Origin of the sequence: Serratia sp. S4, from assembly GCF_000347995.1 — a bacterium.
GTDB lineage: Bacteria > Pseudomonadota > Gammaproteobacteria > Enterobacterales > Enterobacteriaceae > Serratia > Serratia quinivorans.
The window spans coordinates 2,248,495-2,263,642 of record NZ_KB661120.1; the positions used below are offsets into that span (position 1 = coordinate 2,248,495).

At 57.9% G+C, this 15,148-nt stretch carries 14 protein-coding genes; 6 read left to right on the plus strand and 8 right to left on the minus strand.

Annotated features, from left to right (window positions below; all coding sequences use genetic code 11):
• The first annotated feature begins 110 nt into the window (after positions 1–110).
• Positions 111–992 carry a nucleoside-specific channel-forming protein Tsx gene (locus SERS4_RS0111335; RefSeq protein WP_026142337.1) on the plus strand — a complete coding sequence of 294 codons (882 nt, stop codon included), beginning with the start codon at positions 111–113 and terminating at the stop codon, positions 990–992.
• A gap of 55 nt (positions 993–1,047) precedes the next feature.
• Here SERS4_RS0111335 and SERS4_RS0111340 read toward each other — a convergent pair whose 3' ends face one another.
• The gene (locus tag SERS4_RS0111340; RefSeq protein WP_017892577.1) at positions 1,048–1,227 is read right to left on the minus strand and encodes a hypothetical protein; all 180 of its coding nucleotides are present in this window, start codon (positions 1,225–1,227) and stop codon (positions 1,048–1,050) included.
• Positions 1,228–1,686: 459 nt separating this feature from the next.
• Between SERS4_RS0111340 and SERS4_RS0111345 the strand changes: the two genes are divergently transcribed.
• A complete protein-coding gene (locus SERS4_RS0111345; RefSeq protein ID WP_017892578.1) occupies positions 1,687–2,145 on the plus strand; it encodes an anti-virulence regulator CigR family protein in 459 nt (152 codons plus the stop codon).
• 276 nt (positions 2,146–2,421) lie between these two features.
• Complete coding sequence (locus tag SERS4_RS0111350; RefSeq protein ID WP_017892579.1) at positions 2,422–2,952, plus strand: chorismate mutase; 531 nt, start codon at positions 2,422–2,424, stop codon at positions 2,950–2,952.
• Positions 2,953–2,961: 9 nt separating this feature from the next.
• On the opposite strand, the gene SERS4_RS0111355 is transcribed toward SERS4_RS0111350, so the two are convergent.
• From SERS4_RS0111355 to hutC, 4 genes are all read right to left on the minus strand, one after another.
• Entirely contained in the window at positions 2,962–4,497 is a 1,536-nt protein-coding gene (locus SERS4_RS0111355; RefSeq protein WP_017892580.1) for a serine hydrolase, read from the minus strand.
• A 271-nt stretch (positions 4,498–4,768) separates the two neighbouring features.
• Positions 4,769–5,572 (minus strand): N-formylglutamate deformylase, encoded by an 804-nt coding sequence (gene hutG / locus SERS4_RS0111360; protein WP_017892581.1) that lies wholly within the window; start codon positions 5,570–5,572, stop codon positions 4,769–4,771.
• The gene (gene hutI / locus SERS4_RS0111365; protein ID WP_017892582.1) at positions 5,569–6,792 is read right to left on the minus strand and encodes an imidazolonepropionase; all 1,224 of its coding nucleotides are present in this window, start codon (positions 6,790–6,792) and stop codon (positions 5,569–5,571) included. The genes hutG and hutI overlap by 4 nt, the downstream gene beginning before the upstream one ends.
• Positions 6,793–6,950: 158 nt before the next feature.
• Positions 6,951–7,706: a histidine utilization repressor gene (gene hutC / locus SERS4_RS0111370; protein ID WP_012006500.1), complete on the minus strand. Its 756-nt coding sequence runs from the start codon at positions 7,704–7,706 to the stop codon at positions 6,951–6,953.
• A gap of 177 nt (positions 7,707–7,883) precedes the next feature.
• Here hutC and SERS4_RS0111375 point away from each other — a divergent pair, with 177 nt between their 5' ends.
• From SERS4_RS0111375 to SERS4_RS0111385, 3 genes are all read left to right on the plus strand, one after another.
• Positions 7,884–9,254, plus strand: a complete 1,371-nt coding sequence (locus SERS4_RS0111375; protein ID WP_017892583.1) for a formimidoylglutamate deiminase — start codon at positions 7,884–7,886, stop codon at positions 9,252–9,254.
• Positions 9,254–9,817: a HutD family protein gene (locus SERS4_RS0111380; protein WP_017892584.1), complete on the plus strand. Its 564-nt coding sequence runs from the start codon at positions 9,254–9,256 to the stop codon at positions 9,815–9,817. Before SERS4_RS0111375 ends, SERS4_RS0111380 begins: the two co-directional genes overlap by 1 nt.
• Positions 9,818–9,884: 67 nt before the next feature.
• Positions 9,885–10,886: a LacI family DNA-binding transcriptional regulator gene (locus tag SERS4_RS0111385; RefSeq protein WP_017892585.1), complete on the plus strand. Its 1,002-nt coding sequence runs from the start codon at positions 9,885–9,887 to the stop codon at positions 10,884–10,886.
• 51 nt (positions 10,887–10,937) lie between these two features.
• On the opposite strand, the gene SERS4_RS0111390 is transcribed toward SERS4_RS0111385, so the two are convergent.
• The 3 genes from SERS4_RS0111390 to SERS4_RS0111400 form a co-directional block, all read right to left on the minus strand.
• Positions 10,938–12,380, minus strand: a complete 1,443-nt coding sequence (locus SERS4_RS0111390; RefSeq protein WP_017892586.1) for a glycoside hydrolase family 32 protein — start codon at positions 12,378–12,380, stop codon at positions 10,938–10,940.
• Complete coding sequence (locus SERS4_RS0111395; protein ID WP_017892587.1) at positions 12,377–13,636, minus strand: MFS transporter; 1,260 nt, start codon at positions 13,634–13,636, stop codon at positions 12,377–12,379. Before SERS4_RS0111395 ends, SERS4_RS0111390 begins: the two co-directional genes overlap by 4 nt.
• Before the next feature lie 172 nt (positions 13,637–13,808).
• Positions 13,809–15,119, minus strand: coding sequence for an MFS transporter (locus SERS4_RS0111400; protein WP_012006506.1), 1,311 nt, complete (start codon positions 15,117–15,119; stop codon positions 13,809–13,811).
• Positions 15,120–15,148 lie beyond the last annotated feature (29 nt).

Below are 15,148 nucleotides of genomic sequence, written 5' to 3' on the forward strand. Positions count from 1 at the left end.
GCGCGCGTCGCCCAAGAAGTTTGTAAGCGGAGGCAACGCCAGGTGTCGTCAGACTCATTGTCATCTTTTCTAACGGGCAGGAAATGGCCCTTTAAGCATGTGGTAATAAAATGAAAAAAATAGCTCTCGCAGCAGGTGTACTACTCGCAGCGTCTTACAGTGCAGCATCAATGGCTGATAGCAAAGACAGCCAATACGTCTCGGATTGGTGGCACCAGAGCGTTAACGTGGTGGGCAGCTACCACACCCGTTTCGGACCTCAGTTGAACAACGACGTCTACCTGGAGTACGAAGCCTTCGCTAAAAAAGATTGGTTTGATTTCTATGGCTACGTCGATGTGCCTAAATTCTTCGGCGTTGGCAACACCCCGGACCGTGGTATCTGGGACAAGGGCTCACCGATGTTTATGGAGATCGAACCTCGTTTCTCTATCGACAAACTGACCGGTACCGATCTGAGCTTTGGTCCATTCAAAGAATGGTACTTCGCCAACAACTACATTTATGACCTGGGCCACGACACCGACGGCCGTCAGAACACCTGGTACATGGGTCTTGGCACCGATATCGAGACCGGCCTGCCGATGAGCCTGTCGATGAACATCTATGCAAAATACCAGTGGGAAAACTATCAGGCTGCCAACGAAAACAGCTGGGATGGTTACCGCTTCAAGGTGAAATACTTTGTGCCACTGACCCAACTGTGGGGCGGCAATCTGAGCTACATCGGCTTCACCAACTTTGACTTTGGTTCCGATCTGGGCAAAGACAGCAACTGGACCGACGGCACTGGCAAACAGGTTCGCACCAGCAACTCGATCGCTTCCAGCCATATTCTGGCGCTGAACTACGATCACTGGCACTACTCCTTCGTGGCTCGTTATTTCCATAACGGTGGCCAATGGCAGGATGGGGCAGATATTGGTACCCCACAGGGCCCAATCAAATCTACCGGCTGGGGCTACTACCTGGTCGCCGGTTATAACTTCTGATTTTCCGTGGTATCAGAAACAGAAAACCCCGCTTTGGCGGGGTTTTTTTTCGTCATCACTGCGCTTGTTCACCGGGTAAATGTCGTACCGGCATAAATAATCGTCCTTTGATTACATGGCATTCATTATCAATCCAACTGATGATTTGTTCACGGCTCACGCCTTCGGATTGCGCGTAGCGGTGAAGATCGCCATTAAAGTGCTGCGTGATATATTCCATGAGGGTCATTTGCATGTCTTTTGCTCCTGAACGCCCACCCGTCGCCAACTGGCTACCGCGGGAGGTTAAGGTTTCTCAGACGCTGAATTTAAAGTATTGGCAACCAAATCTCAACAAAAAGCACTGAATCGGTGCATCTGATGTCTAATTATTGGTAAAAAGAATCCCGCACTGAGCGGCGGGAAATCGTCCGAATTATCATTCTGGATGATAATAAATGATTTGAGGTGCTACGAAAAAGAGCAAGCTAACTCTTTTTTGTGACACTGCCAAACTACGGCAAGACTTATTTTGCTGCAAGAAAAATCTGGGCTTAAAATTCGGTTTTATCGAATAGTTTTGCGCTGGAATAATATTTCTCAACATTGCCTGCCACAGGTCTCTAAAGGGATCATACTCTCAGAGTTTTCCGCATGCTTTATGTGGGGAATTAGGCTTATAGTGATGTTAATAACCCATGCAGGAAGTGAAATCATGAGCAAACGTCGTACTACTCTCACAGTGCTGGCGCTGATTGTTTCGATGGGCCTGTCATCCGCCCCGGCATTTGCCGATAAAGGGGGCAACGGTAACGGTAACGGTCATGGCAACAGCGGTAATCATGGTAATAACGGCAATCATGGAAATAAAGCCAAAGGCAACGAGAGTGACCAGGGGCTGGTTTCCGTCAGTATTTCCCGCGATCGTGCACGTTCACTGGCACGAAACTATGGTTTGACCGGCTACAGCTCATTGCCGCCGGGGATTGCAAAAAATCTGGCGCGCGGCAAGCCGCTGCCTCCGGGCATCGCCAAGAAAATGGTGCCGTCATCCATGTTGCGAGACCTGCCTTACTACCCGGGCTATGAGTGGCGTATTGCCGGTGACGATCTGGTGCTGGTGGCGCTGAGTACCGCCCTGGTGGCCTCGGTGATCAACGGCGTATTTAACTAAGATTACACACTCCGTTTTAAAGCCTCGCTTCGGCGAGGCTTTAAAGTTGCGGACAAAGCAGGAAAAAACGTGGTTTTTCCTGCTTTGTAGCGATCAGCCGAAAATCAATAAATTGATTTTCCTGATTTTTATTTATCGACATCTACTCGCTCTGGGCAAGAATGGGGTTTGTCATCAGTCTAAAGCCTCGCTTCGGCGAGGCTTTTTATTTGCCTGAAGAGCAGAGAACGTGGTGAACTCTTTTCCTGATTATTTTCGAGAAGATAAGGAATGGTCATGTTCAGGACGTTATTGATTGCCTGCTGCCTGGTCAGTTTTTCAGCGCTGGCGGACGGCGGTGTGGCGCTCGGCGAGCTGGTTAATCAGCGGTTGGCTTATATGAAGGACGTTGCCGGTTACAAGGCGCAGCAGCATTTGCCGATCGAGGATTTGGCGCAGGAATCTAAAGTGTTGGCTGGCGCGCAAGCAGAGGCAGAACGCCTGGGATTGGATCCGCTGACGGTGCGGCCATTTATCATGGCGCAAATGGATGCCGCCAAGGCAATTCAGTACCGTTTCCGCGCCGACTGGCTGGCACAACCGGAAAATGACTGGCAGCCGCGCCCGCTGGATAGCGTGCGGCCACAAATTGCCGAACTCAGCAGCCGCATTTTACAGCGGCTGGCGCAGCAGTTGAAAACCGGTCCGCTGACCGAAGCCGCCCGTAACAGTTTCATTCACACTCTAACGCAGACTAACCTCAGTGAGGCCGACAAGCAGCGGCTGTTTACCGCCTTACTGGCCGTTCGGGCCGGCAAACCGGGGTGATCGGCAGGATTAATCGCCACCGGCACCGCTACGCTGAAAGGTCAGGACTCGGCTACGATTGGCAATCAAGTTCACGCTATAACCACGAAAGTACAGGCAAAAACGCTTCTGCCACGGGCCGTCGCTGCTTTCGACCAGCATGCGGCCCTGACCCAGTGAGCTGATAGTGCCGTACTGCGCTGCGGGGCCAACGCCGATGTGTACCTGGTCACCGCAAATTTCAAAGGCGGTGCGGTATTGCGGGTGATACCACAAACCCTGCACGTGTTTCAGACACTCGTGGTTGGCCGTGACCGGCAGGAAACGGCGTTCCACGTGGCAGACTTCTCCCTCAACCGCTTCGCCGGTCCATTTCAGCCGCATCGGCATATGGGCGGAAAGCGAGACCGCGTAGCCGTCATCGGCCTGATACAGCGGTTCATCGCTCCCCATATAGGCGACATTACCGTCCTTCACTTCCAGCCAATAGGGATCGGCTACCGTGGTGTAAATGCCATCGGGAATGGCGCTGCTGCGTTGCGGTAGTGTTGCGCCCAGTAAGGCGGCCATCACCTGCAATGCCATGCCGAAACTGTCGCAGTCCTCGCGGTTAGCCACCAGTGCGACACCGACTTGCCTATCGGGTGCCAGCAGGAAGTAGGTTTTGTAACCGGCGTGGGAGCCGCCGTGTCCCAGCAGACGATGTTTGCCGAGCGGGGTTTGCGCCAGCCCCAACCCGTAAGCGCTGAGTTGACCCTGATTGAGATGTCGCGGAGCGCTCAGTTGCGCCAGCACGCCGCGCCCCGGCCCCTGATCGGCCAGCAGCGTTTGCAACCAGCGAGTGAGGGCATTGGCGCTGCCGGTCAGACTGCCGGAGGCGGAGAGATGCAGGCCGGCACTGGCCAGTTGCCAACCCTGTTTTGAACGCCAGTAACCGGGGGTTAGCCCCGGCACCACGTCAAACCAGCTCTCTGGCGCCCGTAGCTGCACTTTTAGCGGCTGGGCGATGTGTTGCTGCACCAGATGGTCAAAGTCATACCCTTTGGCTTGCAGCGCCGCCTCAACCAGGCGATAGCCGGTATTGGTATAGGTGATTTCGCTGCCGGCCGGATAGTTCAGCTCGCCAAGCTCCTGAAGGAACTGCATCACCGGTTGCGCTTCGCTGCGGGTATGTACCGAGATGCCCAGCAGCCCGAGGGTTTCACGCACGTCAGGCAGCCCACTGGTCATATCCAGCGCCTGACCGACGGTAACGTCCGCCAGCGGGACCTGTAGCTCAGGCAGCAAGTCGCCAAGCCGGTCATCCAGGTTCAGGGCGTTGTCGGTGGCGTTCAGCGCCAGCGCGGCAAAAATATGTTTGGTCACCGACGCATAACGCACCACGCTGTCGGCGGTAAAAGGGGTTTCTTGTGCCAGGTCAGCCAGACCGGCGCTGGCGCACGCCTGGACCTGTGCGGCGTCGAACAGGGTAATGGCACCGCCGGGCTCGCCGTCGCGCTGCCAATCAGCCAGCAACTGCTCGGCGCATGCCTGTGCGGCGCGCCAGTTTAGTGGGACTTCGGACATACATCGCCTCCAGAGTAAGTTCCTGATTTGTGCCTCAGCGGGCTTTTCGCCAGATTGTCGCGTACCGCGAAATCCCTGTGCCGCTGTTTTGTGCGCTGTTCCGACCAGATAGGCAGATTTTCGATCAAAACTGCGATGCAGTACGCAAATCGAAACGGTGGAGGGAGAGAAGCAAGATGTGCGCCAGAAAATTAGCCGGCTAAGAAATATCGTTCAGAGGGCGTGCTGGCTGCGGGGCCATAACCTGGCCCCGCAGCAGGGACGAAAGGGGTTAGCGCGGCTGGCCACCCCAGGACAGCAGGCTGTCGATCATTTGTTTCAGCAGGCGTTGCAGGGAAGCGGCGCGCTGTGGATCAAAGGCAAAGGGATACTGTTCGGACATGTAGTTCACCTGCGCCAACTCCAGTTGGATCGCGTGCTGCTGCTGGTGCGGTTGTCCATAAGCGCGAGTGATATACCCACCCTTGAAGCGGCCGTTAAGCACGTGGGTGAATTGCTGTTGTTGTTCACAACAGGCAACCAGACGGTCGCTCAGCGCCGGGGCGCAACTTTCGCCGCCGTTGGTACCCAGATTGAGATCCGGCAGTTTACCGTCGAATAAACGTGGGATCACCGAGGCGATAGAGTGCGCATCAAACAGCAGCGCGTAGCCGTGTTTAGCCTTTAACCGCGCCAGTTCGTCTTGCAACTGCTGGTGATACGGCTGCCAGATCTGCTGCAGATAGCCGGCCCGTTCCTGGTCAGAAGGTGCCTTGCCCGGCTGAAAACTCGGACGGCCGTCAAACAGCACGTCAGGGTACAGGCCGGTGGTGGCGGTGGTATACAGCGGTTTATCGTCCGCCGGGCGGTTCAGGTCAATGACAAAGCGCGAGTAATTGCCGACCAGCACGCTGGCACCCATAGCACGGGCAAAATCATATAACTGAGGGATATGCCAGTCAGTGTCGGGCAGCGGCCGTGCATCCTCGGTTAAACCGGCCTCAACCGCCGGAGTGAGCCGGGTCCCGGCGTGGGGAATGCTGATCAGCAGCGGCAGGCTGCCGGCATGGAAATCAAAAGGATCGCGAATGGTCATTGACGTATTTCTCCTCGGAAAATCACCGTGCAGGGCAGTTGTCCACCCAACCAATAAGCCAGTTCAGCCGGTCGCGACAGCGGCCAGTGTATAAAGTCGGCCACCTTGCCGGTTTCCAGCGTGCCGTGGCTCGCCTGCAGGCCCAGCGCTTTCGCCGCGTGGGTCGTTACGCCTGCCAGAGCTTCTTCCGGTGTCAGACGGAACAGCGTACAGGCCATGTTGATCATCAGGCGCAGCGACAGTGCCGGAGAGGTGCCAGGGTTGGCGTCGCTGGCAATCGCCATCGCCACGTTGTGTTTACGGAATAAATCAACCGGTGGGCATTGGGTTTCACGCAGCAGGTAGTAAGCGCCCGGCAGCAGCACCGCAACGGTACCGGCGTCGCCCATCGCCCTGGCATCCTGTTCGGTGGCATATTCAAGGTGATCGGCGGAAAGTGCATGGTGCTGCGCCGCCAATTCGCTACCTCCCAGCGCGGAAAGCTGTTCGGCATGCAGTTTCACCGGCAGTCCGGCGGCTTCTGCGGCGGCAAACACCCGTGCCACCTGTGCCGGTGAGAACGCCAGATGTTCACAGAAGGCGTCAACCGCATCAGCCAGCCCGGCGGAGGCGGCCTGAGGAATAATGGTGTTGCACACCAAATCGATATAGTCGTCGGCGCGGTTGGCATATTCCGGCGGCAGGGCGTGCGCCGCCAGGCAGGTGGTTTTCACCTCTACCGGCAGCAGTTCGCCCAGTCGACGTGCCACTCGAAGCATTTTCAGTTCGCTTTCCGGCGTCAGTCCATAACCGGATTTGATCTCGACGCAGGTCACGCCTTCTGCCAGCAGAGGGCGCAGTCGGAACAGAGCCTGTTCCAGTAACCGTTCTTCGTCGGCATCGCGGGTGGCCTTGACCGTGGAAATGATGCCGCCGCCCTGAGCGGCGATCTCGGCATAGCTCACGCCGTTCAGGCGCTGTTCGAACTCTGCGCTGCGGTTGTCGCCGAACACCAGATGGGTGTGGCAATCGATAAAGCCTGGCGTGATGATGCCGCCGTCGAATTTTACCCTTTCATCTGCGGTCAGCGTCGCCGGCAGCGCGTCATATTCACCCAGCCAGACAATTTTGCCGTCACGCGTGGCGATCGCGCCGTTGCTGAGGGTGTGATACTTGCCGTCGCGCATGGTGACGATATCGGCCCCGTACCACAGGCTGTCGCAGTGAATCTCAGAAGTCATGGCTTTTCTCCGCCGGAGCCTTGGCTCCCACATGGTTGTATATACAATTAAAAACAACCTAGCGCATTCATTGAGTTGTCACAAGAGGCGGGATAAAAATTTGTTATCGGGATGTGATCGTTGTGGAAGGACGGGTGCCAAAGCAGCACCCGCCGGGGTCAGACTTCGCTGGTGAAACGGCCAAACAGTTGATAGCGGCTGCCGGGGTACAGCAGGCGCGCCGAGGTCACGACGGTTTTGCCGGACCAGGTGCGGCGATGGATCAGCAGGCCGGGTTCGTGGTCCTCCAGTTGCAGCAGTTCGCGCTCCTGATGGGTTGGTACCACGGCTTCCACGATGTGCTCGCCTGCGGTCAACGGGGCGGCCTGCGTCAGGTAGATATAAGGCGTGACGCGATCGAAATCCTGCAGCATGTAGTCGGGGGCGATCAGAGGATTGACGCAGCGGTCTTCCACCTGCACCGGCAGGTCGTTTTCATAATGCACGATTTGCGAATAGAACAGCTGCTGGCCGGGTTGAATGCCTAGCGCCAGCGCTTCTTCTTCACTGGCCGGACGGGCCTTTAACTGCAGGATTTTGCTGCTGTGGCGGTGGCCACGGGCGGCGATTTCGTCGGCGATGTTATGCACTTCCAGCAGGGCGGTGTGCGCTTTGGCTTCGGCGACAAAGGTCCCCACGCCCTGCATGCGGATCAGGAAACCTTCGGTGGTCAGTTCGCGCAGCGCACGGTTGATGGTCATGCGACTGACGCCAAGCTCGGCCACCAGTTCACTTTCCGAGGGGACGCGTTGGTGCGGTAGCCAGTGGCCGGCACGGATTTGGTTTACGATCGCCTGCTTGACCCGTTGATAGATCGGGGCGGGGGTATCGCTCATGGCAGCAGCCAGTTGCAGCACGGTCTGTTGATCAACCAAGACGTTAACCTCGTCAAATAAAAAAATAATAACACCAGTTTACTGTTGGTGTCGGCGTATGTATATGTATATACAACTAAGGGCCGGTTCGCCACAGCAATGCGATGGGCCAGTGCATTTTTCGGATGCGCGATTATCGCGCGTTATTAGTCTTTACACTAACAGTGGAATTCTGCCATGCCTGCTTATTTTGCCTCACGCGCTCTGCTTCCTGAAGGCTGGGCGCATAACGTTCGGTTGGACGTTAATGCGCAAGGTCACCTGACCCAGGTGACTGCCGATGCCGATCCTGAGGGCTGCACCCGACTGCACGGCGAAGTAGTGCCGGGTATGCCGAACCTTCATTCTCACGCCTTTCAGCGTGCGATGGCCGGGTTGGCGGAGGTGGCGGGCAATCCGCAGGACAGTTTCTGGACCTGGCGCGATCTGATGTATCGCCTGGTACAGCGGTTGACGCCGGAGCAGGTTGAGGTCATTGCACGCCAACTGTATATCGAAATGCTGAAAGGCGGATACACCCAGGTGGCAGAGTTCCACTATCTGCATCATGGTGCCGACGGCAATCCTTATGCCGATCGCGGCGAAATGACCGGTCGGCTCAGTCAGGCGGCGGCGCAGGCGGGGATCGGTATGACGCTGTTGCCGGTGCTGTACAGCTACGCCGGGTTCGGCGGCCAGCCCGCCCAGCCTGGGCAAAGACGTTTTATTCAGGATGCGGACGGCTATCTGGAACAGCAGCAGGTGATCGCACGTCAATTGGCTGATCAACCCCTGCAGAATCAGGGCTTGTGTTTCCACTCGCTGCGTGCGGTGGAACTGGGCCAGATGCAGCAGATCCTGGCGACATCCGATCAAACGCTGCCGGTGCATATCCATATCGCCGAGCAGCAAAAAGAAGTTAATGACTGCCTGGTCTGGAGCGGTCGCCGTCCGGTGGCCTGGTTGTATGAGCACCTGCCGGTGGATAGCCGCTGGTGTCTGGTGCACGCTACCCACCTTGATCGCGACGAGCTCGAGCAGTTGGCGCGCAGCAAGGCGGTGGCGGGCCTGTGCCTGACCACCGAAGCCAATCTGGGCGACGGTATTTTCCCCGGTGACGCTTATCTGCAACATCAGGGCCGTTGGGGCATAGGTTCCGACAGCCATGTGTCGCTCAACGTGGTAGAGGAGCTGCGTTGGTTCGAATACGGCCAGCGCCTGCGTGACCAGCGGCGCAACCGCCTGACCACGCCGGAGCAGTCTGCGGTGGCTGACGTGCTTTACCAGCAGGCCCTTCAGGGTGGGGCACAGGCCTGTGGCGCACCGATCGGTCGTTTGCAAAGCGGCTACCGTGCCGACTGGCTGGTGCTGGACGGTGACGATCCTTACCTGGCCGCCGCACCGGATGCCTCCATTCTGAATCGCTGGTTGTTTGCCGGGGGTAAAGAACAAATTCGCGACGTCTTTGTCGGCGGTCGTCAGGTGATCGACCAGGGGCGTCACGCGTTACAGCAACAGAGCAGCACGGAGTTCTTGCAGGTGCTGAAAACCTTCCAGCAGGAGGCATGATGAACCTGACGCGTTTTGATTTTGCTGCACTGCCGGTCACGCCGTGGCGCAATGGCGGCGGGGAAACCCGCGAGATTGCCAGCTGGCCGCCGGGGGCTCAGGATTTTGACTGGCGCGCCAGCATCGCCACCATCGCGCAGGACGGCCCATTTTCGGCGTTCAACGGCATAGATCGTTCTATCACGCTGCTGGAAGGTGACGGTGTCCACCTGTTCAGCGAAGGGCAGATTGATCATCACCTGTCACAGGTCGGCGAGCCGTTTTCTTTCTCTGGCGATGTGGCATTGCAGGCGACCTTGCTGGGGGGCAGCAGTCAGGATTTCAATATCATGACCCGGCGTGGGCGCTGGGCTGCCAGGGTGCAACGCGTAACAGCGGCGACCAGGTTGCCGGTGCAACATGCGGGCGTGTTGTACGTGTTACAGGGCAACTGGGTGCTGGGTGACGGTGTCACTTTGGCAATGCGTGAAGGAGGCTGGTGGGCGGCAGGTGAGCACGCAGGTTCACTGACGCCCTTGGTGGAGGATAGCGTTATTCTGTGGGCCGACATCACACCCGGCTAAAGTGAGCTAGAGTCCGGCGCTAAGTTGTGGGATTATCTGGTTTTCTATCCGACACAGAGAAGGGCGCATGGCCTCGCTGAAAGACGTTGCCAAACTTGCCGGGGTATCGTTAATGACGGTATCCCGCGCCATCAATGAGCCCGACAAGCTGCGGCCGGACACCTACCAACGCGTTAAGCTGGCAATTGACCAACTCGATTACGTGCCCGATCTCGCGGCGCGGCGTATTCGCGGTGACAGCAGCCGGGTGCAAACCCTCGGCGTGCTGGCGCTGGATACCGCGACCACCCCTTTCTCGGTTGACATGATCCTGTCGATTGAAAAAACTGCGCGTGAACACGGCTGGAACAGTTTTGTCGTCAACCTGTTCGCCGATGACAGCGCGGAGCACACCATTGATCTGCTGTTGGCGCATCGGCCGGACGGGGTGATCTTCACCACCATGGGGCTGCGGCAGGTGACTCTGCCTGCCAAATTGCTGGATAAAAAACTGGTGCTGGCCAATTGTGTCTGTCCGGAACATGCGGTTGCCAGCTACATCCCCGATGATGAGCAGGGGCAGTACGATGCTATGCGTACACTGATCGCCAAAGGGTATCGTGCGCCGCTGTGCATTCACCTGCCGGAAAATACCCTGGCGGCCGGGTTGCGCCGTCGTGGGCTGGAGCGAGCCTGGCGTGAGGCAGGGGGCGACGTTGACCAGTTGCGGCAATATCATCTTGATCTGACCGACGGTGACGAGCACTACCGCGACAGCGTGGAACTGCTGCAACGACATTTCTCGCCGGGGCAGCGCGATTGCGATGTGGTGGTGTGCGGCAACGATCGGGTGGCGTTTATGGTCTACCAGGTGCTGTTGGCACAGGGCTGGAAAATCCCCCAGCAGGTCGGGGTGCTGGGCTATGACAATATGGTCGGCATTGGTCAACTGTTCCTGCCGCCGCTGACCACGGTACAACTGCCGCACTACGAATTGGGCCGCCAGGCGGCGCTGCACCTGATTAATCAGCTGGATCACCGGGAGACGCGAAAAGTGGCTTGCCCGCTGCTGTTGCGCGAATCACTGTGACTCAGGGGGGATGGGGCGCAGCATGCGGCGCCCCTACCATTAACCGGGCGGTCAGTCCCAGATACTTTCCAGTTCCCAGCCCTGTGATGCAGCAAACTGCGCCTGTCCACCTTCGGCAAACAGGCTAACGCCGCGCTGACCGTCGGCCGGGTAGATGCGGCTGGTCAGACAGGCCACACCCTGATTGACGAACACCTCCAGCGATGAACGATCAATAAAGACTCGTAACGACAGTTCGTCCCCCTCCGGTAGGGGAACGCTGCGACAACCGCACAGCCCTGGCTCCTCACTAAACCGCTCTAACACCAGGCGATGGGCCTGATTGTCGACGTACAGCCTTGCCGCTTTGCCGATAGTGATGCCATAGCGCTCGGCATTGCTGTTGGCCAGGTTCAACGTCAGCGCCAATTCTTGCACTTCGCCGTCGAGAGCTTGCCGTTGGTTGCTTAATGTGACCGCCGCAAACGAATGTTGCTGACCGCGCAACGCCGTCAGCTCCCGCGTCGGGTTCATCAGTACATTGCCATCGGTTGCCAGCGTCAATTCACGCGGCAGGGTCAGTGCACCGGCCCAGCCGTGCGCTTTACTCGGCATCGGAGATTCCCACATATCCATCCAGGCGAACAGCATGCGACGGCCATCGGCGGCGGTGAAGCTTTGCGGCGCATAGAAATCGTGCCCGTTGTCCAACTCACAGAAGGGCTGTGTGACGCCAAAATCCTCACCCGGCTGCCAGTGGCCGAGCAAATAGCCACTCTGGAAGCGGTTGCGATTCCGGTAACCCTGGGCCGCCAGCCCCTGTGGTGAAAACAACAGCACCTGTTTTTCGCCCAGCGGGAAGAAGTCAGGGCACTCCCACATAAAGCCCTGATTCAGCGTCTGCGCTCCGCTCAGTACTCGGTCAAATAGCCAGTTGCGCAGGTCGCTGGAGTGATAAAGCCGCGCCTGTCCCAACCCGTTCTCTTTGGCACCGACCACCATCCACCAGCAGTCACCGGCGCGCCAGACTTTCGGATCGCGAAAGTGTTGAATGCCTTCCGGCGGCAACAGCACCGGCCCGTGTTTAACAAAATGGATCCCATCCTCGCTGGTGGCCAGGCACTGAACCTCGCGCACCTGATCGTCATCACCTGCTTTACCCAGCCAGACGTGGCCGGTATAGAGCAGCGTCAGTACGCCGTTATCGTCTACTGCGCAGCCGGAGAAACAGCCGTCCTTGTCATAGTCGTCACCGGGGGCCAGAGCGATCGGCTGGTGCTGCCAGTGCGCCAGATCCCGGCTGGTGGCATGGCCCCAGTGCATCGGCCCCCAGTTCTGGTCGTAAGGGTGGTGCTGGTAGAAAGCGTGATAAACGCCGTTAATACACACCAGGCCGTTGGGATCGTTGATCCAGCCGGCGGCCGGGGCCAGATGAAAGCGCGGGTAGTAGAGATCCTGACGCTGAGCGCGCAGGGCTTCGACCGCATGATCGGCTTGAGCTAAGGCATTTTTCATTGGGTTGGCTCACTTGATTTTAACGTGGATTGAAATTGAGGCGCACTGGCGACGGTCTCGCCGCGTAGCAGGAAGCAGGAAATCAGCGTGGTTCCAGCCACCGCGCAACCCATCAGCAAATAGGTGTCGGCAAAGCCGATGCGGTCGTAACCATAACCGGCCAGCGGTGCCAGAAAACCGGCGACGATTTGGCTGATAAACTGGAAGCCCACCAGGTACAGCGTGGAGGACAGGCGGCTGTCGAAACGGGTGGTGATGTACTTGAACATCGCCACCAGCAGGATTGGCAATTCTACGGCGTGCAGCAGTTTCATGGCGGAAATCATCAGGGCGCCGCTGGCAAAGCCGGAACCGACCATGCGCAGCGCCATCACGCTGCTGGCCAGCAACAGGCTTTGCTTTATGCCAATGCGGTTAACCAGCAGCGGGGCCAGGAACATGCCTCCGGCCTCCAGAAACACCTGCAGCGAATTAAGGAAACCGTACATGCGGTTGCCCTCTTCGTGGGTGGGGAACTGCGAGGCGAAATACACCGGGAACTGCTGGTCAAACACGCCGTAGATGCTGGTGCCCAGCACAAACACCACCAGCGCCCAGAACCCCGGCAGGCGCAGCAGGGCCAGTGCGTCCTGCAGCTTCAGGTTTTCCGGCTTGCCGTATTCCAGACCGGCCATGGCGTTGGGTTTCAGCTCACGCACTTGCCACAGCAACAGCAGAAACACTGCCGCCGAGGCCGAAGCGATCCAGAAGTTGATATTGGGGTCGATATTGTAGTTAAAGCCGGCAAAGAAGGTGGCGCTGGCCCAGCCCAATGACCCCCACATGCGCGCCCGGCCGAATTCGAAACCGACGATGCGGCTGACTCGTTCGGTATAGGATTCCAGCGCGCCAATACCGGCATTGAACGCCAGGCTGACAAACACGCCGCCCACCAGTGCGCCGATCACCAGGTTGCTCTGCAGCAGCGGGGCGTAGACATAGATAAAGAACGGGCCAGTGAGCAACAGCAGCACGCCGACAAACAGCAGCAGGTGCTTACGCAGCCCAAGCTTGTCCTGAATAAAACCGTACAAGGGTTGGGCGCACAACGCCATGATCGACATTGCCGCGAAGATCAGCCCGGTTTCAGTCCCTTTCAGGCCGATTTTCTGGTTCAGCCAGATGGAGATCAGTGAAAAGCTGGATGACCAGGTAAAGAAGAAGAAAAACAACAGGCCGCTGAGAAGCACATAATATTTTTTTGTTTCGCGGTTCATGTGGAATGCCCTGATGGATGAAATTGGCACTATTGTTAACGTTAACTTTAAACCAGATAAAGCCATCAAAGTGAGGGATTGCGATGTTAATCACAAAAGTTAACGTTAACATTTTGCGGGTGTGATCGAAATCACCGAAGGGGAAACAGGGCGCACTGGGCGCCCAAAGGGATCAAGATTCGTTAAGTGAACGCAGATGATCGTCGCGGCGCAGAGTCATCAGCGCGAACAGGCTGACCACTGAGGTAGCTACCACGTAGTAGGCCGGGATATCGAGGTTGCCGGTCTGCTTGATAAGCCCGGTGATAATTAGCCCGGCGGAGCCTGAGAACACCGCATTGGACAGCGAGTAGGCCAGCCCCAAACCGGTATAACGAACCTGGGTGGGGAACATTTCTGCCAGCATCGCCGGGCCGGGGCCGGCCAGCAAGCCGACCACCGCACCGGCAATCATCACCGCGATGCCTTTGGTCAGCAGTGAACTTTGCGGGTCCTGCAACAGGTGCAGCAGCGGGAAGGTAAACAGGATAACCGCCACCACTGCCGTCAGCATCACCGTTTTGCGTCCCAGCTTATCGCTGAGGATACCGGCGGGCAAAATGGTCAGAGCGAAGCCGATGTTGGCCAGCACCGTGGCGACCAGTGCCTGCTGGAAGGTGGCGTGCAGCGAGGTTTGCAGATAGGAGGGCATGACGACCAAAAAAGTGTAACCGGCGGCGGACCAGCCCATCATGCGGCCAATGCCCAGGGCAATGGTTTTTGCTACGCCGCTCAGTTTTACCGCCGGTGGCTGCGTCGTCGAGCTACGGGTTTGCTGCGCCTGGGTAAAGGTCGGCGTTTCCTGCAGTTTCAACCGCAGCCACAATGCTACCGCGCCCATCGGCAGTGCCAGCAGGAAGGGAATGCGCCAGCCCCAGTCGTGCAGCTGTTCCGGCGTCAATAACGCGGCCAACAGCGCCACCAACCCGGCACCGGCCAGCAGCCCGAACGCGACGGTCAGCGATTGCCAGGCGCCGAACAGGCCGCGCTTGCCCTTGGGCGCGAACTCGGTCATCAGCGACACCGCGCCGCCGAACTCACCGCCGGCAAACAGCCCCTGGAACATGCGCAACAGGGTCAGCAGCAGCGGGGCGGCGACGCCAATAGAGGCATAGGTGGGCATCACGCCGATCAGCGCCGTGGCTACCGTCATCAGCAGCAATACCGCGATCAGCGTCGGTCGGCGGCCAATGCGATCGCCGATGCGGCCGAAAATCACCGCACCGATCGGCCGACAGAAAAAGGCCAGTGCAAAAGCGGCGTAGGTGAGGATCAGGCTGGTGATTTCGCTTTCGCCCTGCAGGCTGAAAAAGTTGGCGGCGATCACGGTGGCGAGAAAACCGTAAACGCCGAATTCATACCACTCGATAAAGTTGCCGACCGATCCGGCCAGTAATGCCTGCCGCGACTGACGTGCGTCAATCACCGTCGTTGGTGTGCTCATCCCCATTCCCCGGTATTTGAATTATTGTT